This window comes from Paraburkholderia sp. BGA-UO-ETr-F12 (assembly GCF_059567945.1).
Map to the genome: position 1 here is coordinate 1 of NZ_JCAQOZ010000022.1, position 18,923 is coordinate 18,923.

Here is an 18,923-nt window from a genome sequence, read left to right on the forward strand (position 1 = left end):
TCACCACGCCGCGCTCAACGCGACCCGTCACCACCGTGCCGCGACCCGAGATCGAGAACACGTCTTCCACCGGCATCAGGAACGAGCCGTCCACTGCGCGCTCCGGCGTCGGGATGTACGTGTCCAGCGCGTCGGCCAGGTTCATGATCGCCACTTCGCCCAGCTCGCCCGCGTCGCCTTCCAGCGCCAGCTTGGCCGAACCCTTGATGATCGGCGTGTCGTCGCCCGGGAAGTCGTACTTCGACAGAAGTTCGCGAACTTCCATCTCGACGAGTTCCAGCAGCTCAGCGTCGTCCACCATGTCGCACTTGTTCAGGAACACGATGATGTACGGCACGCCAACCTGACGCGCCAGCAGGATGTGCTCACGCGTTTGCGGCATCGGGCCGTCTGCAGCCGAACACACCAGGATCGCGCCGTCCATCTGCGCTGCGCCCGTGATCATGTTCTTCACATAGTCAGCGTGGCCCGGGCAGTCGACGTGTGCGTAGTGGCGGTTAGCCGTTTCGTACTCGACGTGTGCCGTGTTGATCGTGATACCACGTGCCTTTTCTTCCGGCGCCGCGTCGATCTGGTCGTACGCCTTCGCTTCGCCGCCAAACTTCTTGGTCAGCACCGTCGTGATCGCTGCCGTCAGCGTGGTCTTGCCGTGGTCAACGTGACCGATCGTGCCGACGTTCACGTGCGGCTTGGTCCGTTCGAATTTACCTTTAGCCATGTTTCTCTTCTTTCAAAAAGTTAATCGTTGAATGACTTGCCGCGCGATTACTTCGACTTGGCGTTGATGATCGCTTCCGACACGTTACGCGGTGCTTCGGAGTAGTGCTTGAACTCCATCGTGTACGTTGCACGACCTTGGGTCAGCGAACGCAGCGACGTCGAGTAACCGAACATTTCCGACAGCGGCACTTCGGCGCGAACGATCTTGCCGCCGCCAACCATGTCGTCCATGCCCTGAACGATACCGCGACGACCCGACAGATCGCCCATCACGTTGCCCATGTAATCTTCAGGCGTTTCGACTTCAACAGCCATCATCGGTTCGAGGATGACCGGTTGAGCCTTGCGCATTGCTTCCTTGAACGCCATCGAACCGGCCATGCGGAACGCATTTTCGTTCGAGTCAACGTCGTGGTACGAACCGAACGTCAGGTGAACCTTCACGTCAACGACCGGGAAGCCTGCCAGCACGCCAGCCTTCAGCGTTTCCTGGATGCCCTTGTCGACTGCCGGGATGTATTCACGCGGAATCACACCGCCCTTGATTTCGTCCAGGAATTCGTAGCCCTTGCCCTGCTCATTCGGCTCGAGCGTGATGACCGCGTGACCGTACTGGCCGCGACCACCCGACTGCTTGACGAACTTGCCGTCGACGTCTTCCGCCTTGCCGCGGATCGTTTCACGATACGCCACTTGCGGCTTGCCGACAGTTGCTTCGACGCCGAATTCACGCTTCATCCGGTCAACCAGAATTTCCAGGTGGAGCTCGCCCATGCCCGAAATGATGGTTTGACCCGACTCTTCGTCCGTTTGAACGCGGAACGACGGATCTTCCTGAGCCAGACGGTTCAGCGCCAGACCCATCTTTTCCTGGTCCGGCTTCGTCTTCGGCTCAACAGCCTGCGAAATCACCGGCTCCGGGAAAATCATGCGCTCGAGCACGATCGGGCTTTGCGGATCGCACAGCGTATCGCCAGTCGTCGCGTCCTTCAGGCCGACCGCTGCAGCGATGTCGCCTGCACGGACTTCCTTGATTTCTTCACGCTGGTTCGCGTGCATCTGCAGAATACGACCCAGACGTTCCTTCTTGTCTTTGGTCGCGTTCAGCACGGTGTCACCCGAATTCACAACGCCCGAGTACACGCGGAAGAAAATCAGCTGGCCGACGAACGGGTCGGTCATGATCTTGAATGCCAGTGCCGAGAATTTTTCGTCGTCGGCAGCGCGGCGCTCACCTTGCTCACCGTTCTCCAGCTCGCCAGTAACCGGCGGGATGTCGATCGGCGACGGCAGGAAGTCGAGCACGGCGTCCAGCATGCGTTGCACGCCCTTGTTCTTGAACGCGGTACCGCACAGCATCGGCTGGATTTCGCACGCGATCGTACGGTCGCGCAGACCCTTGACGATTTCCGCTTCCGTCAGCTCGCCTTCTTCGAGGTACTTGTTCATCAGGTCTTCGCTCGACTCTGCAGCCGCTTCGACCATCTTCTCGCGCCACTCGTTGCACGTGTCAACCAGTTCTGCCGGGATCTCTTCGTACGAGAACTTCGTGCCTTGCGACGCGTCGTCCCAAATGATCGCTTTCATCTTCAGCAGGTCGACAACACCCGTGAAGTTTTCTTCCGCGCCGATAGGCACCACGACCGGAACCGGGTTCGCCTTCAGACGCAGCTTGAGCTGGTCGTAGACCTTGAAGAAGTTCGCGCCGGTACGGTCCATCTTGTTGATGAACGCGAGACGGGGAACCTTGTACTTGTTAGCCTGACGCCACACAGTTTCCGACTGCGGCTGCACGCCGCCCACTGCGCAGTACACCATGCATGCACCGTCGAGCACGCGCATCGAGCGCTCAACTTCAATCGTGAAGTCAACGTGGCCCGGGGTGTCGATGATGTTGATGCGGTGCTCAGCGCGGTCGCCGGCCATGCCTTTCCAGAACGCCGTGGTAGCAGCGGACGTGATCGTGATGCCGCGTTCCTGCTCCTGCTCCATCCAGTCCATGGTGGCAGCGCCGTCGTGAACTTCACCAATCTTGTGGTTCACGCCGGTGTAGAACAGGATGCGCTCGGTCGTCGTCGTTTTGCCGGCGTCGATGTGAGCGCTAATACCGATGTTACGGTAGCGCTCGATAGGTGTCTTGCGAGCCACTTTGATCCTCTATTGGGATGACGCGATGCGAGAAAATACCCATCGCGCTGTAACACAAACGGGCGAGGCGCTTTGTAAGCGCACCCGCCCGGAATTTCTTTCCGCTTTTTCTGCTAAACCCGGGTTCGGGAAGCTTAGAAACGGAAGTGCGAGAACGCCTTGTTGGCTTCTGCCATCCGGTGAACTTCGTCGCGCTTCTTCATCGCGCCGCCGCGGCCTTCAGCCGCTTCGGAGAGTTCACCTGCCAGACGCAGGGCCATCGACTTCTCGCTGCGCTTCTTCGCGGCTTCACGCAACCAACGCATCGCCAATGCCATACGACGCGACGGACGCACTTCGACCGGAACCTGATAGTTCGCACCACCAACGCGGCGGCTCTTGACTTCGACCACCGGCTTGACGTTGTTGAGCGCTACCGTGAACACTTCCAGCGGGTCCTTGCCACCCTTGGTCTGGATCTGTTCGAAAGCGCCGTACACGATACGCTCAGCAACCGACTTCTTGCCGGAGAGCATCAGCACGTTCATGAACTTTGCAACATCTACGTTACCGAACTTCGGATCCGGCAACACTTCCCGCTTGGGGACTTCGCGACGACGCGGCATGTTTCTTCCTTTAACTTTTCAGTTGGAGCTATTTTTTAGCCCCGCGGCCACCAACTAACCCGATTCATCTCTAACGACTTACCAGCCTGGTCGGGTGACCACTTACTCGACAGCACCGGCGATTCCGGCACCACCGCTATTACCGCCTTTGCAGGCGACCTGAAACTACACAGACCGGCTAATTACTTGCCAGCCTTGGCACGCTTCGCACCGTACTTCGAGCGAGCCTGCTTACGATCCTTGACGCCCTGGGTATCCAGCGAGCCGCGAACCATGTGGTAACGCACACCCGGCAAGTCCTTAACACGGCCGCCGCGAATCAGCACGACCGAGTGTTCCTGCAGGTTGTGGCCTTCACCACCGATGTACGAAATAACTTCGAAGCCGTTCGTCAGACGAACCTTGGCAACCTTACGCAGTGCCGAGTTAGGCTTCTTCGGCGTCGTGGTGTACACACGGGTGCACACGCCGCGACGCTGGGGGCAGTCCTGCAAAGCCGGGCTCTTGCTCTTCGTCGTTTCCGACGCGCGGCCTTTGCGAACCAGTTGATTGATGGTTGGCATTGTTTATTCCTGAAATTGAACAAAATCGACGCATCTGTTTCCGGGCAAAGCAGAAACGATTGCGCATCGAACTTCCGGACCAAGGTGTCGGCGCACGAATTGACGTCGCGCACAGGCATTGCAAGAACCGGAACCTAGCATAATATTCCGAAAATGCTAAGGGAGTCAACAGGTTGCGATGTTTCGCACGCCTGCCGACCTCGGACCGTGTTCGCCGACGCTCAGTCGGCGGCGACGACTTCCAGCAATTCGTCGCCGAAACGGTCAAGTTTGCGGGCGCCCATGCCTGGGATACCGCGCAGATCCTCGATGGAATCGGGGCCGTTGCGGGCAATTTCGGCCAGCGTGGCGTCGTGGAAGATGACATAGGCCGGCACGCCGTCGCTTTTCGCCGTCTCCGTGCGCCACGCGCGCAGGCGTTCCCAGCGGGCGCGCTCGCGCGGCCCCATGCCGATCGTCGGGTCGGCGCGCTCGCTGGTGCGCCCGGACGACTGGCGGGTACGCGTCGGCTTGACGTAGCGGCGCATCGTCACGTTCTGCTCGCTCTTCAACACCGCTTTCGCAGCCTCGGTCAGTACCAGCGAGCCGAAACCCTCGTGATCTACGGTGAGGTAGCCAAAGGCGACGAGCTGGCGAAAGATCGCCCGCCACTCCGGCTCACCGAGCGCGGCGCCGATGCCGAAAGTGGTCAGCTTCTCGTGGCCGCGCTGCATGATCTTTTCGCTGCGATTGCCGCGCAGAATGTCGATCAGATGGCCGGCGCCAAAGTGAAACCCACTTGCCCGCTGCGCCCGGAACACACATGACAGCGCCATCTGCGCTTCGCGTGTCGCGTCCCATGTGTCGGGCGGCTCGATACAGTTGTCGCAGTTGCCGCACGGCTTGCTCGATTCGCCGAAGTACGCGAGCAGCCGCACCCGGCGGCAGGTCGCCGCTTCGCACAGCCCGAGCAGCGCATCGAGCTTGCCAGTCTGCACGCGTTTATGCGCGTCGTCGGCGTCGGACTCGTCGATCATCTTGCGCTGCTGCACGACGTCGCCCAGACCGTACGCCATCCAGGCGTTCGCCGGCATGCCGTCACGGCCGGCGCGGCCAGTTTCCTGGTAGTAGCCTTCCACGCTTTTCGGCAAATCGAGGTGAGCCACGAAGCGCACGTCCGGTTTGTCGATGCCCATGCCAAAGGCGATCGTGGCGCACATCACGATGCCTTCCTCGCGCTGAAACATCTCCTGATGCTTCTGACGGATCTCGAACTCCATGCCGGCGTGATACGGCAACGCGCGCATCCCTTTCTCTTTCAGCCACTCCGCCGTTTCCTCGACCTTGCGACGCGACAGGCAGTAGACAACGCCGGCGTCGGTCGTGCCGTCCGGTTTCGAGTGCTCGGCGCGAATGAAGTCGAGCAATTGCGTACGCGCATTGTCCTTTTCGACAATGCGATAGCGGATGTTCGGGCGATCGAAGCTGGAGACAAAGACACGCGCGTCATCGAGCGCCAGACGGTGAATGATTTCGTCGCGCGTGATCGCATCGGCTGTCGCGGTGAGTGCGATGCGCGGCACGTTCGGGAAACGCTCGTGCAACACCGACAGCTGAATGTATTCAGGACGGAAATCGTGCCCCCATTGCGACACGCAATGGGCTTCGTCGATTGCGAACAGGCCGATACGCGTGCGCTCGAGCAATTCCTGGAAACGGGGCGTCATCAGCCGCTCCGGCGCCACGTACAGCAGATCGATTTCGCCTTCACGCAGCGCACGCTCAGTGGCCATCGCCTCGGCGCTCGACAGTGTCGAATTCAGATACGCGGCCCTGACGCCCACTTCCTTCAACGCGGCGACCTGGTCCTGCATCAATGCGATCAGCGGGGATACGACGATTCCGGCTCCGCAACCCGCTTCGCGCCGCACCAGCGATGGAATCTGATAGCACAACGACTTGCCGCCGCCCGTTGGCATCAGCACGAGACAATCGCCGCCGCCGGCGACGTGTTCGACAATTTCGCCCTGCTGCCCTCTGAACGCGGGGTAACCAAAGACTTCGTTGAGGATTTCGAGCGAACGGGACATGAATTGGAGAGAAGCAGCGTGATGCCGGTGACACGAATTTTACCAACGCATTCGTGCTGCGCCCGCGCTTAGATGCAACGTTAGCCATTCGGCCAACGAAACCATCACGAAGCGCATGAAAAAGAAGCGACCGCGGTGCGTCGGACTGGAGTAAGTGCTAAAGCGCCAACTCCTATCGACAAAAAAAAACCGCTCAGTCGAAACTGAGCGGCTTCGCTGGCTGGTGAGCCCAAGCGGCTTGCGCCGCCGGGACTTACTCGCCTGAGTGCTGTTGTTCGGCGGCCGGAGTTTCCGGAGTACCGAATTCGAACGACTCTTCCGCTGCGATCTGATCGAAACGCTCGCGGTCGGACAGTTCCTTGCTCTTGCGTGCCTTGTGGAACGCGAGACCCGTACCTGCCGGAATCAGACGACCCACGATCACGTTTTCCTTCAGCCCGCGCAGATCGTCGCGCTTGCCCATGATCGCCGCTTCGGTCAGCACGCGGGTCGTTTCCTGGAACGACGCTGCGGAGATGAACGAATCGGTCGACAGCGATGCCTTCGTAATACCGAGCAGCACGTTGTCGTAGGTTGCCGGGATCTTGCCTTCCGCAGCCATCCGGTCGTTTTCGTCGAGCATATCCGAGCGCTCGACCTGTTCGCCCATGATGAAGCGCGTGTCACCGTTATCGACGATCTGCACGCGGCGCAGCATCTGACGGACGATCACTTCAATGTGCTTGTCATTGATCTTCACGCCCTGCAGACGATACACGTCCTGCACTTCGTCAACGATGTAGCGCGCCAGCGCCTCGACGCCCTGCAAACGCAGAATGTCGTGCGGATCAGCCGGCCCGTCGACAATCATTTCGCCCTTGTTGACGACCTGACCATCGTGCACCAGAACCTGCTTTTCCTTCGCGATCAGGAACTCGTGCTGATTGCCTTCGAGGTCCGTGATAACGAGACGCTGCTTGCCCTTCGTGTCCTTACCGAACGACGTCGTGCCCGTGACTTCCGCCAGAATACCGGCGTCCTTCGGCGAGCGCGCTTCGAACAGTTCGGCCACGCGCGGCAGACCACCGGTAATGTCGCGAGTCTTTTGCGATTCAACCGGGATACGTGCCAGCACTTCACCAACCTGCACTTGCTGACCGTCCTTCACGGTGATCAGAGCGCCGACCTGGAAGCCGATCTGCACCGAGTGCTCGGTGTTCGGGATCTTGACTTCTTCGCCGTTCGCGTCGAGCAGCTTGACCTGCGGACGCACCGTCTTCGACGCTTGCGAACCGCGGCGCTTCACGTCGATCACGACCAGCGTCGAGAGACCCGTCACATCGTCGATCTGCTTGGCAACCGTCACGCCTTCTTCGACGTTTTCGAACTTCACCGTACCACCGTATTCGGTGATGATCGGACGCGTCATCGGATCCCACGTCGCCAGTTGTGTGCCGGCCTTGATCTGCGCGCCGTCCAGTTGCAACAGCGTCGCGCCGTACGGCACCTTGTGACGTTCACGCTCGCGGCCGTGGTCGTCGGTAATCATGGCTTCGCCCGACCGCGAGATGACGATCTGCTCGCCCTTCGCGTTGGTGACGTAACGCATGGTCGCCGTAAAACGAACCGTACCGTTCGACTTGGCTTCAACCGACGAAGCCACTGCTGCACGCGATGCCGCACCACCGATGTGGAACGTACGCATCGTGAGCTGCGTGCCCGGTTCACCGATCGACTGCGCAGCGATCACGCCAACTGCTTCGCCGACGTTGACCGACGAGCCACGACCCAGGTCGCGGCCATAGCAGGCTGCGCACAGACCGTAACGCGTTTCGCAAGTCAGCGGCGTACGCACGCGCACTTCGTCGATGCCGAGGCGTTCGATTTCTTCGACCGCGTCTTCGTCAAGCAACGTGCCCGTTTCGTACAGCGTTTCCTGCGATTCTGGATTGACGACGTCAGCCACCGTCACGCGACCGAGGATACGGTCACGCAGCGCTTCGACGACTTCACCGCCTTCGACCAACGCCTTCATGGCGACGCCGTTGGACGTACCGCAATCGTCCTCGACCACCACCAGATCCTGCGTCACGTCAACAAGACGACGCGTCAGGTAACCCGAGTTTGCCGTCTTCAGTGCCGTATCAGCCAGACCCTTACGTGCACCGTGGGTCGAGATGAAGTACTGCAACACGTTCAGGCCTTCACGGAAGTTCGCCGTAATCGGCGTCTCAATGATCGAGCCGTCCGGCTTCGCCATCAGGCCACGCATACCGGCCAGCTGACGAATCTGAACTGCGGAACCACGAGCACCCGAGTCCGCCATCATGTAGATGGAGTTGAACGATTCCTGACGCGTTTCGTTGCCGTCGCGATCAACCACCGGTTCCGTCGACAGCTGTTCCATCATCGCCTTGCCGACCGCTTCCGACGTTGCCGACCAGATGTCGACCACGTTGTTGTAGCGTTCTTGCGACGTGACGAGACCCGACATGTACTGACGGTCGTATTCCTTCACCTTCTTCGCGGCGTCGCCGACGATGGTTTCCTTCTGCGGCGGCACGAGCATGTCGTCCACGCAAATCGAAATACCGGCGCGCGTTGCCAGACGGAAACCCGATTGCATCAACTGGTCGGCGAAAATCACCGTTTCGCGCAGACCGCACTTGCGGAACGCGGTGTTGATGAGGCGCGAGATTTCTTTCTTCTTCAGCGGCTTGTTCAGCACCGAGAACGGCAGGCCCGGCGGAAGAATTTCCGACAGGATTGCGCGGCCAACGGTCGTCGCGTACAGCGTGATCTTCGGCACGAATGCCGGTGCGCCTTCCGACTTGTCTTCGTTGTGGACCATTTCCGTGATCCGCACGTTGACGCGCGAGGCCAACTCGACTTCCTTGTTCTCGTAAGCACGCAGCGCTTCCGACACGCCGGTGAACGTCAGGCCTTCGCCCTTGGCGTTCACTGCTTCACGCGTCGCGTAGTACAGGCCGAGCACGATATCCTGCGACGGCACGATCGACGGATCGCCGTTGGCCGGGAACAGGATGTTGTTCGACGCCAGCATCAGCGTACGCGCTTCCATCTGCGCTTCGAGCGACAGCGGCACGTGCACAGCCATCTGGTCACCGTCGAAGTCGGCGTTGAACGCCGCGCAAACGAGCGGGTGCAGCTGGATAGCCTTACCTTCGATCAGCACCGGCTCGAAAGCCTGAATGCCAAGACGGTGCAGCGTCGGCGCGCGGTTCAGCATGACCGGATGTTCGCGGATCACCTCTTCGAGGATGTCCCACACCACCGGCGTCTGGTTCTCGACTTCCTTCTTCGCAGCCTTGATGGTGGTAGCGACACCCATCACTTCGAGCTTGTTGAAGATGAACGGCTTGAACAGTTCGAGCGCCATCAGCTTCGGCAAACCGCACTGATGCAGCTTGAGCGTCGGGCCCACCACGATCACCGAACGACCCGAGTAGTCAACGCGCTTACCGAGCAAGTTCTGACGGAAACGACCGCCCTTACCCTTGATCATGTCAGCGAGCGACTTCAGCGGACGCTTGTTCGCGCCAGTCATAGCCTTACCGCGACGACCGTTGTCGAGCAGCGAATCGACGGCTTCCTGCAGCATCCGCTTTTCGTTGCGGACGATGATTTCAGGCGCCTTCAGTTCGAGCAGACGCTTCAACCGGTTGTTACGGTTGATCACGCGGCGATACAGGTCGTTCAGGTCCGACGTCGCGAAGCGGCCGCCGTCCAGCGGCACCAGCGGACGCAGTTCCGGCGGCAGCACCGGCAGCACTTCGAGCACCATCCAGTCAGGCTTGATGCCCGACCGCTGGAAAGCCTCGAGCACCTTCAGGCGCTTCGCGTACTTCTTGATCTTCGCTTCCGAACCCGTGTTCTTGAGTTCGGTGCGCAGCATCTCGACCTGTTCGTCGATGTTGATTGCGCGCAGCAGTTCGCGAACGCCTTCCGCGCCCATTTCGGCACGGAATTCGTCACCGTACTCTTCGACCTTGTTGTAGTAATCCTCTTCGGTCATGATCTGCCGCGCTTTCAGCGGCGTCATGCCCGGATCGATCACCACGTATGCTTCGAAGTACAGCACGCGTTCGATGTCGCGCAGCGTCATGTCGAGCACCATGCCCAGACGCGACGGCAGCGACTTCAGGAACCAGATGTGAGCGACCGGCGAGGCCAGCTCAATGTGGCCCATCCGTTCGCGACGCACCTTCGCGAGCGTCACTTCGACGCCGCACTTTTCACAGATCACGCCACGATGCTTCAGGCGCTTGTACTTGCCGCAAAGACATTCGTAGTCTTTGATCGGCCCGAAGATCTTCGCGCAGAACAAACCATCGCGTTCCGGCTTGAACGTCCGGTAGTTGATGGTTTCCGGCTTCTTGACTTCACCGAACGACCACGAACGGATCTTGTCTGGCGAGGCCAGACCGATCTTGATCGCGTCAAAAACTTCAGGCTGTTGGACTTGCTTGAATAGATCGAGCAGAGCTTTCATTGCTTTCTCTCCGTAGTCCGATTAGTTGCGGTCGAGGTCGATATCGATACCGAGCGAGCGGATTTCCTTCACCAACACGTTGAAGGATTCCGGCATGCCTGCATCGATCACGTGATCGCCCTTGACCAGGTTTTCATAAACCTTGGTCCGGCCTGCCACGTCGTCCGACTTCACCGTCAGCATTTCTTGCAGCACGTACGATGCGCCGTACGCTTCGAGCGCCCACACTTCCATTTCACCGAAACGCTGGCCACCGAACTGCGCCTTACCGCCCAACGGCTGCTGCGTCACGAGCGAGTACGGACCCGTGGAACGCGCGTGCATCTTGTCGTCGACCAGGTGGTGCAGCTTCAGGTAGTGCATGTAGCCGACAGTCACCGTACGTTCGAACATCTCACCCGTGCGGCCGTCATACAGACGCACCTGGTTCTTCGACGGCGTCATGCCGAGGTTCTTCGCGATGTCGTCCGGGAATGCCAGATCCAGCGCGCGCGACATTTCTTCTTCCGTCGCACCGTCGAACACCGGCGTGGCAAACGGAACGCCTTCGCGCAGGTTCTTCGCCAGTTCGACGATTTCGTCGTCCGTGAAGCTGTCCAGCTCTTCAGCGCGGCCCGACTCGTTGTAGATCTTGGTCAGGAATTCGCGCAGTTCTTCGATCTTTGCCTGACGCTGCAGCATTTCGCCGATACGCCAGCCCAGACCCTTCGCGGCCCAACCCAGATGCACTTCGAGAACCTGACCCACGTTCATCCGCGACGGCACGCCGAGCGGGTTCAGCACGACGTCAGCCGGACGGCCATCGGCCATGTACGGCATGTCCTCGATCGGAACGATCTTCGACACCACACCCTTATTACCGTGACGGCCGGCCATCTTGTCGCCAGGCTGCAGACGACGCTTGACTGCCAGATACACCTTGACCATCTTCAGCACGCCCGGCGGCAGTTCGTCGCCTTGCGTGAGCTTCTTGCGCTTTTCTTCGAACGCCAGATCGAACTGGTGACGCTTCTGTTCGATCGAGTCCTTGATCGCTTCGAGCTGTGCCGCTGCTTCTTCGTCCGCGAGGCGGATGTCGAACCAGTGGTAGTGGTCGAGATCTTCCAGGTAAGCCTGTTCGATCTTCGTACCCTTCGCGAGCTTCTTCGGACCGCCGTTCGCGACCTTGCCGGTCAACATACGTGCGAGACGCTGGAATGCATCGCCTTCCACGATACGCAGCTGGTCGTTCAGGTCGAGGCGATAACGCTTCAGTTCATCGTCGATGATCTGTTGCGCACGCTTGTCGCGCTGAATGCCTTCACGCGTGAACACTTGCACGTCGATCACCGTGCCGCTCATGCCCGACGGCACGCGCAGCGACGTATCCTTCACGTCCGAAGCCTTTTCACCGAAGATCGCGCGCAGCAGCTTTTCTTCCGGCGTCAGCTGGGTTTCGCCCTTCGGCGTCACCTTACCGACCAGCACGTCGCCTGCTTCGACTTCAGCGCCGATATAGACGATGCCCGACTCGTCGAGACGGCCGAGTTGCACTTCAGCCAGGTTCGAGATGTCGCGCGTGATTTCTTCCGGTCCGAGCTTCGTATCGCGAGCGACGACGTTCAGTTCTTCAATGTGGATCGACGTGTAACGGTCGTCAGCAACCACCTTCTCCGAGATCAAGATCGAATCTTCGAAGTTGTAGCCGTTCCACGGCATGAACGCGACCAGCATGTTCTGGCCGAGAGCCAGTTCGCCGAGGTCGGTCGATGCACCGTCAGCCAGCACGTCGCCACGCGACACGATATCGCCGACCTTCACGATCGGGCGCTGGTTGATGTTCGTGTTCTGGTTCGAACGCGTGTACTTGATCAGGTTGTAGATGTCCACACCGACGTCGCCAGCAACAGCTTCATCGTCGTTCACGCGAATCACCATACGGCCTGCGTCGACGTAATCGACCACACCGCCGCGGAATGCCTGAACCGTCGTACCCGAGTCGACCGCCACCGTGCGTTCGATACCCGTACCGACCACGGCCTTTTCAGGACGCAGACACGGCACAGCCTGACGCTGCATGTTCGAACCCATCAACGCGCGGTTCGCGTCATCGTGCTCGAGGAACGGAATCAGCGATGCTGCCACCGAGACGATCTGCGACGGCGCCACGTCCATGTACTGGATGCGGTCCGGCGTCACCATCAGCGTTTCGCCTGCTTCACGCGACGACACCAGTTCGTCGGTCAGCGTACCGTCTTCAGCAACAGCCGCGTTCGCCTGAGCGATCACGTAACGGCCTTCTTCGATCGCCGACAGGTAGTCGATCTGGTCGGTCACCTTGCCGTCGGTCACCTTGCGATACGGCGTTTCGAGGAAGCCGTATTCGTTCAGATGCGCGTACAGAGCGAGCGAGTTGATCAGGCCGATGTTCGGACCTTCCGGCGTTTCAATCGGGCAGACGCGACCGTAGTGAGTCGGGTGCACGTCGCGGACTTCAAAGCCAGCGCGCTCACGCGTCAAACCGCCCGGGCCAAGTGCCGAAACACGGCGCTTGTGGGTGATTTCCGACAGCGGGTTGGTCTGGTCCATAAACTGCGACAGCTGCGACGAACCGAAGAACTCGCGAATCGCCGACGAAATCGGCTTCGAGTTGATCAGGTCGTGCGGCATCAGGTTTTCGCTTTCGGCCTGGCCGAGGCGTTCCTTCACAGCACGTTCGACACGCACGAGACCCGCACGGAACTGGTTTTCCGCCAGTTCGCCGACGCAGCGCACACGGCGATTGCCCAAGTGGTCGATGTCGTCCACTTCGCCCTTGCCGTTACGCAGTTCGACCAGGATCTTGATCGTGGCGAGGATGTCGTCGTCTTGCAGCGTCATCGGGCCGACGATTTCATCGCGACCGACGCGGCGGTTGAACTTCATACGACCCACCTTGGAGAGGTCGTATGCGTCTTCGCTGTAGAACAGACGGTTGAACAACGCCTCGACCGCTTCTTCGGTCGGCGGTTCGCCCGGACGCATCATGCGGTAGATCGCGATGCGAGCGGCCATCTTGTCCGCGGTTTCGTCGATGCGCAGCGTCGACGAGATGTACGGACCTTGATCCAGATCGTTCGTGTAGAGCGTCTGGATGTCTTTGATCTTCGATTCGCGGAGCTTTTCGAGGACGGTCTCGGTGATTTCGTCGTTCGCGTTAGCGATGACTTCACCCGTGTCGCCGTCGACGACATTTTTCGCGAGCACGCGGCCGAGCAGATAGTCTTCCGGCACCGAGATGAACTTCGTCTTCGCGTTGTCGAGATCGCGAATGTGCTTGGCATTGATCCGCTTGTCCTTCTGGACGATCACGTTGCCATCACGATCCGTGATGTCGAAACGTGCGACTTCACCACGCAGACGCTCCGGCACGAATTCCATCTGCGCGCCTTCCGGCATCAGCGTGAAATTGTCGAACACGAAGAAGTTTGCGAGGATCTGTTCCGGCGTCAGGCCGATTGCCTTCAGCAGGATCGTGACCGGCATCTTGCGACGGCGGTCAACGCGGAAGTAAAGCACGTCCTTCGGATCGAATTCGAAGTCGAGCCACGAACCGCGGTAGGGAATGATACGTGCCGAAAACAGCAGCTTGCCCGAGCTATGCGTCTTGCCCTTGTCGTGTTCGAAGAACACGCCAGGCGAGCGGTGCAGCTGCGAAACGATCACGCGTTCCGTGCCGTTGATGACGAACGAACCCGTCGGCGTCATGAGCGGAATTTCGCCCATGTACACTTCCTGTTCTTTCACTTCCTTGACGACCGGCTTGCTCGGCGATTCCTTGTCGAGCAGCACCAGACGCACTTTCGCGCGTAGTGCCGAGCAATACGTTAAACCGCGCTGCTGACATTCCTTGATGTTGAATGCCGGCGGCGACAGCATGTAGCTGACGAACTCGAGACGCGCGAAACCGTTGTGCGAAACGATCGGGAAAACGGAGGTAAACGCAGCCTGCAGGCCTTCCGGCTTGCGTTGCGTGGATGACGTGTCTGCTTGCAGAAACGTGCTGAATGATTCAAGCTGGGTAGCCAGCAGGAAAGGTACTTGGTGAACGATGGGGCGCTTCGCAAAACTCTTACGAATGCGCTTCTTCTCGGTGAAGGAATATTGCATACGATCTCCGAATCACGGCGGGCATTGTTGTCGAGGCAGGATACCTTGATGAGACAACCCGAGTGTTCACCGACTGAGACCCGATGGCCGTCCGATGGCTTGAACGAGCCTAGAAGCTTGGTGGTTGGCCGCTACCAACCGCTGGCTGACGGCAGCGGATGCCTATGTTGCCCGCTACCCGACCAAACTTGCCTTCTGCAGTCGCTTCAGAAGACAAAGAGAAACGCCGGTCAATGTTGCCGAAAGGCGGTTTTCTTTGGCTTCTGGGGTCCCGTTCCTGCCGAAAATGATTGGCAAAAAACGTGGTCCCCACAAAGCACAAAAAGGCCGGCGGTGGAAAACCGCCAGCCTTCGCACAACGCGCTGAAACTTACTTGATTTCAGCCTTCGCGCCGGCTTCTTCCAACTTCTTCTTAGCTTCTTCAGCAGCAGCCTTCGGTACCGATTCCTTAACAGGCTTCGGTGCACCGTCGACCAGGTCCTTCGCTTCCTTCAGGCCGAGACCCGTCAGTTCACGAACAGCCTTAATGACCGAAACCTTGTTCGCGCCAACTTCAACCAGGTTGACCGTGAATTCGGTTTGCTCTTCAGCAGCAGCAGCAGCGCCGCCGCCTGCCGGGCCTGCCACTGCAACAGCAGCTGCCGACACGCCAAACTTCTCTTCGAACGCCTTAACCAGCTCGTTCAGTTCCAGAACCGACATCGAGCTTACTGCCTCGAGGATGTCATCTTTTGCGATTGCCATTTGAAATACTCCTAAATTGAATTCGGATACAGCCAGCGATCAATCACGCTCGACTGAAGTGCGTTACGCAGCGGTTTCTTCGCCTTGTTTCTTTTCTGCCAGCGCGGCCAGGGCGCGCGCAAAGCCGGAAACAGGTGCTTGCATAACGTACAACAGTTTGGAGAGCAGTTCTTCGCGGCTCGGGATGTTTGCCAGCGCTTGCACGCCAGCCTTGTCCATCACCTTGCCTTCGTAGGAACCAGCCTTGATGATCAACTTGTCATTGGTTTTGCCGAAGTCGTTGACGACCTTGGCAGCAGCAATTGCATCTTCCGAGATGCCGTAGATCAGGGGACCAGTCATCTGCTCTGCCAGCGGAGCAAACGGGGTACCTTCGACAGCGCGACGCGCCAGCGTGTTTTTCAACACACGAAGGTAAACCTGTTGCTCACGCGCTTTCGCGCGCAGCTTGGTCAGATCGCCAACCGCGATTCCACGATACTCAGCCAGAACCACGGTCTGGGCTTTCGCGACTTGCGCGGCAACCTCAGCGACGACGGCCTGCTTGCTTTCTTTGTTAAGTGGCACGGTTAACCTCCAGATTCGATACACGCAGCGTGCGCCTTGTGTACCGCGTTCAATAACGGCGTCCGACCAGTCAGGAGTATTTCGACCGCCTGAACCCCACATTGCTGCGGACTTCAACCGGCTTCATCACTACAAAACCTTTTCGGGTTCGCCATCTGCGTTGGCTTTACATTAAGGGACCGCCTACCTGCTGCGTTCCCGCCAACGGTCTTTGACAACCGGCCGCTCGATGCAGACTGCCATCTCGCGACCGCCCAAAGCCCATAAAACCGCCTCGACTCACATCGAGGCGATGAAATTTATTACTGTGCTGCGAGCGATGCCTGGTCGACGCGAACGCCAACACCCATCGTGCTCGACAGCGCAACCTTGCGCAGGTATACACCCTTGCTCGTTGCCGGCTTCGCCTTTTGCAGCGCGTCGACGAGAGCGTTCAGGTTGCTACGCAGAGCCGTCGGCTCGAACGAAGCACGGCCAATCGTGGCGTGAATGATACCGGCCTTGTCGACACGGAATTGCACCTGACCAGCCTTGGCGTTCTTGACAGCGGTTGCGACGTCCGGCGTAACCGTGCCAACCTTCGGGTTCGGCATCAGGCCGCGCGGGCCGAGGATCTGGCCAAGCGTACCGACAACGCGCATCGTGTCCGGCGAAGCGATCACGATGTCGAAGTCCAGCTTGCCAGCCTTGACTTGTTCAGCCAGGTCTTCCATACCGACGACTTCTGCGCCAGCTGCACGAGCTTGCTCAGCCTTTTCGCCTTGTGCAAACACAGCCACGCGAACCGACTTACCGGTACCAGCCGGCAGCACGACGGAACCGCGAACCACTTGGTCCGACTTCTTCGCGTCGATGCCGAGTTGCACTGCAACGTCGATGGACTCGTCGAACTTCGCGCTTGCGCATTCCTTCACGAGCGACAGAGCTTCGTCGATCGCGTACAGCTTTTGACGATCAACCTTGGCTGCAAATGCTTGCAGACGCTTTGAAAGCTTAGCCATTTTTACACGCCCTCCACGGTGATGCCCATCGAGCGGGCGCTACCAGCGATCGTACGAACCGCTGCGTCCAGATCAGCTGCCGTCAGATCGGGCATCTTGGTCTTGGCGATGTCTTCAGCTTGGGCGCGGGTGATCTTGCCGACCTTGTCGGTATGCGGCTTGGCCGAACCCTTGTCGATCTTCGCTGCCTTCTTGATCAGAACCGTAGCCGGCGGCGTCTTCAGAACGAACGTGAAGCTCTTGTCCGCGAACGCGGTGATCACGACCGGAATCGGCAGACCCGGTTCCATTGCTTGGGTCTGCGCGTTAAACGCCTTGCAGAACTCCATGATGTTCAGGCCGCGTTGGCCCAGTGCCGGACCGACCGGCGGCGACGGGTTGGCTTTACCTGCAGGAATCTGCAGCTTGATAAAGCCGATGATTTTCTTTGCCATTTTGAAAACCTCTTAGGAACGCCACCGTGGTACAGATGGACGTTCAGTGAGTAGTAGCGCGCGTTCGCCAAAAACAGACTACTTACGCTCCTCAACGGCCGTTACGCGGACCGTAAGCGCGAAATACGGAACGCACCGATTGGTGCGTTCCGCAAAATTCTGGATCACAACTTTTCGACCTGGCCGAATTCCAGCTCGACCGGCGTTGCGCGGCCGAAAATCGTAACGGAAACACGGACACGCGACTTTTCGTAGTTCACTTCTTCGACGCTGCCGTTGAAATCCGTGAACGGACCGTCCTTCACGCGCACCATCTCGCCCACTTCGAACAGGGTCTTCGGACGCGGTTTTTCCACGCCTTCCTGCATTTGCGACATGATCTTCTCGACTTCCCGCGGGGAAATCGGGCTAGGACGATTACGCGCACCGCCCACGAAACCCGTCACCTTTGCCGTGTTTTTCACGAGGTGCCATGTTTCGTCTGTCATTTCCATTTCCACAAGCACATAGCCCGGGAAGAAACGACGCTCAGTCACCGATTTGTGACCGCCTTTCACCTCGACCACTTCTTCAGTCGGAACGAGGATTTGACCAAATTGGTCTTGCATGCCAGCGCGTTCGATGCGCTCCTGAAGCGCACGTTGCACGCTCTTCTCCATGCCGGAGTAGGCGTGCACCACGTACCAACGTTTGCCGCTCGGGGATGCCGGAGTATCGCTCATATCATTTCCAACCCAGAATCACCGAGAAAATCGCCCATTCGATGGATTTATCGCTAACCCAAAGAAAGATCGCCATCACGAACACGAAGCCAAACACTACGAGCGTTGTCTGGGTCGCCTCTTTACGAGTGGGCCAGACAACCTTGCGAACTTCTTTGTACGAGTCTTTGGCGAAAGCGATGAAACCCTTGCCAGGCGCGGAGAGAAGACCGACTGCAACACCCGCGATAGCGCCAACAGCCAAGGCGGCTCCGCGGACGTACCATTCCTGGCCGCTGAGCCAGAAGAACCCCACGAACCCGGCCAAGACCAACAATACGCCCGCGACGAGCATCAGCTTGTCGCCGGATGTATTTACAGTTTCGACGGAAGGATTCGCCATAACACCTTAACGAAGCGCCACATGCGGCGCGAGAGTTGGCAGGGGCAGAGGGAATCGAACCCCCAACCTTCGGTTTTGGAGACCGACGCTCTGCCAGTTGAGCTATACCCCTAAACCATTTTGGGGTTGACGACACCGCCAACCCCGTAACTACCGATCAACGAGAACTATCTGGCGTTACTCGAGGATCTTGGCAACCACACCAGCGCCGACCGTACGGCCGCCTTCGCGGATTGCGAAGCGCAGACCTTCTTCCATCGCGATCGGGTTGATCAGCTTCACCGTGATCGACACGTTGTCGCCCGGCATGACCATTTCTTTGTCCTTCGGCAACTCGATCGAGCCCG

15 protein-coding genes and 1 tRNA gene are annotated in these 18,923 nt (G+C 59.0%); 1 reads left to right on the forward strand and 15 read right to left on the reverse strand.

The genetic code is table 11. The annotated features are described in order from the left end of the window. The 7 genes from AC57B6_RS08615 to rpoB form a co-directional block, all read right to left on the reverse strand. Nucleotides 1–718: elongation factor Tu (locus AC57B6_RS08615; protein WP_496420989.1), on the reverse strand; the 718-nt coding region annotated here is incomplete at its 3' end. A 47-nt stretch (nt 719–765) separates the two neighbouring features. Further along, complete coding sequence (fusA, locus tag AC57B6_RS08620) at nt 766–2,868, reverse strand: elongation factor G (protein ID WP_028199566.1); 2,103 nt, start codon at nt 2,866–2,868, stop codon at nt 766–768. Between the two features lie 134 nt (nt 2,869–3,002). Further along, a complete protein-coding gene (rpsG, locus tag AC57B6_RS08625; RefSeq protein WP_006053291.1) occupies nt 3,003–3,473 on the reverse strand; it encodes a 30S ribosomal protein S7 in 471 nt (156 codons plus the stop codon). Nucleotides 3,474–3,655: 182 nt separating this feature from the next. Continuing rightward, nucleotides 3,656–4,036 (reverse strand): 30S ribosomal protein S12, encoded by a 381-nt coding sequence (gene rpsL, locus AC57B6_RS08630; RefSeq protein WP_006998493.1) that lies wholly within the window; start codon nt 4,034–4,036, stop codon nt 3,656–3,658. 221 nt (nt 4,037–4,257) lie between these two features. Continuing rightward, nucleotides 4,258–6,105 (reverse strand): DNA helicase RecQ, encoded by a 1,848-nt coding sequence (recQ, locus tag AC57B6_RS08635; RefSeq protein ID WP_028199565.1) that lies wholly within the window; start codon nt 6,103–6,105, stop codon nt 4,258–4,260. A 253-nt stretch (nt 6,106–6,358) separates the two neighbouring features. Next, nucleotides 6,359–10,597 carry a DNA-directed RNA polymerase subunit beta' gene (gene rpoC / locus AC57B6_RS08640; protein ID WP_028199564.1) on the reverse strand — a complete coding sequence of 1,413 codons (4,239 nt, stop codon included), beginning with the start codon at nt 10,595–10,597 and terminating at the stop codon, nt 6,359–6,361. A 21-nt stretch (nt 10,598–10,618) separates the two neighbouring features. Further along, nucleotides 10,619–14,725, reverse strand: a complete 4,107-nt coding sequence (rpoB, locus tag AC57B6_RS08645; protein WP_028199563.1) for a DNA-directed RNA polymerase subunit beta — start codon at nt 14,723–14,725, stop codon at nt 10,619–10,621. A 124-nt stretch (nt 14,726–14,849) separates the two neighbouring features. Here rpoB and AC57B6_RS08650 point away from each other — a divergent pair, with 124 nt between their 5' ends. Further along, the gene (locus AC57B6_RS08650) at nt 14,850–15,092 is read left to right on the forward strand and encodes a hypothetical protein (RefSeq protein ID WP_496420990.1); all 243 of its coding nucleotides are present in this window, start codon (nt 14,850–14,852) and stop codon (nt 15,090–15,092) included. A gap of 3 nt (nt 15,093–15,095) precedes the next feature. Here AC57B6_RS08650 and rplL read toward each other — a convergent pair whose 3' ends face one another. From rplL to AC57B6_RS08690, 8 genes are all read right to left on the reverse strand, one after another. Further along, nucleotides 15,096–15,470, reverse strand: a complete 375-nt coding sequence (gene rplL, locus AC57B6_RS08655; RefSeq protein WP_025584719.1) for a 50S ribosomal protein L7/L12 — start codon at nt 15,468–15,470, stop codon at nt 15,096–15,098. A gap of 63 nt (nt 15,471–15,533) precedes the next feature. Next, complete coding sequence (gene rplJ, locus AC57B6_RS08660; protein WP_007180144.1) at nt 15,534–16,037, reverse strand: 50S ribosomal protein L10; 504 nt, start codon at nt 16,035–16,037, stop codon at nt 15,534–15,536. A 302-nt stretch (nt 16,038–16,339) separates the two neighbouring features. Beyond that, entirely contained in the window at nt 16,340–17,038 is a 699-nt protein-coding gene (gene rplA, locus AC57B6_RS08665; protein WP_011490061.1) for a 50S ribosomal protein L1, read from the reverse strand. A gap of 2 nt (nt 17,039–17,040) precedes the next feature. Then, complete coding sequence (gene rplK / locus AC57B6_RS08670; protein WP_025496715.1) at nt 17,041–17,472, reverse strand: 50S ribosomal protein L11; 432 nt, start codon at nt 17,470–17,472, stop codon at nt 17,041–17,043. A gap of 164 nt (nt 17,473–17,636) precedes the next feature. Further along, nucleotides 17,637–18,194: a transcription termination/antitermination protein NusG gene (nusG, locus tag AC57B6_RS08675; RefSeq protein WP_007180147.1), complete on the reverse strand. Its 558-nt coding sequence runs from the start codon at nt 18,192–18,194 to the stop codon at nt 17,637–17,639. A gap of 1 nt (nt 18,195) precedes the next feature. Then, complete coding sequence (gene secE / locus AC57B6_RS08680; protein WP_011490062.1) at nt 18,196–18,576, reverse strand: preprotein translocase subunit SecE; 381 nt, start codon at nt 18,574–18,576, stop codon at nt 18,196–18,198. Nucleotides 18,577–18,612: 36 nt separating this feature from the next. Then, nucleotides 18,613–18,688: transfer RNA gene (locus AC57B6_RS08685), tRNA-Trp, on the reverse strand. Nucleotides 18,689–18,753: 65 nt separating this feature from the next. Beyond that, on the reverse strand, nt 18,754–18,923 hold a 170-nt coding region (locus AC57B6_RS08690; RefSeq protein WP_462931644.1), incomplete at its 5' end, for an EF-Tu C-terminal domain-related protein.

Coding starts and splice junctions, on each gene's coding strand:
- rpsL (WP_006998493.1), bottom strand. CDS start 4,036: ATGCCAACCATCAATCAACTGGTTCGCAAAGGCCGCGCGTCGGAAACG.
- secE (WP_011490062.1), bottom strand. CDS start 18,576: ATGGCGAATCCTTCCGTCGAAACTGTAAATACATCCGGCGACAAGCTG.
- rpoB (WP_028199563.1), bottom strand. CDS start 14,725: ATGCAATATTCCTTCACCGAGAAGAAGCGCATTCGTAAGAGTTTTGCG.
- rplK (WP_025496715.1), bottom strand. CDS start 17,472: ATGGCAAAGAAAATCATCGGCTTTATCAAGCTGCAGATTCCTGCAGGT.
- rplL (WP_025584719.1), bottom strand. CDS start 15,470: ATGGCAATCGCAAAAGATGACATCCTCGAGGCAGTAAGCTCGATGTCG.
- rpoC (WP_028199564.1), bottom strand. CDS start 10,597: ATGAAAGCTCTGCTCGATCTATTCAAGCAAGTCCAACAGCCTGAAGTT.
- rplA (WP_011490061.1), bottom strand. CDS start 17,038: ATGGCTAAGCTTTCAAAGCGTCTGCAAGCATTTGCAGCCAAGGTTGAT.
- nusG (WP_007180147.1), bottom strand. CDS start 18,194: ATGAGCGATACTCCGGCATCCCCGAGCGGCAAACGTTGGTACGTGGTG.
- recQ (WP_028199565.1), bottom strand. CDS start 6,105: ATGTCCCGTTCGCTCGAAATCCTCAACGAAGTCTTTGGTTACCCCGCG.
- rpsG (WP_006053291.1), bottom strand. CDS start 3,473: ATGCCGCGTCGTCGCGAAGTCCCCAAGCGGGAAGTGTTGCCGGATCCG.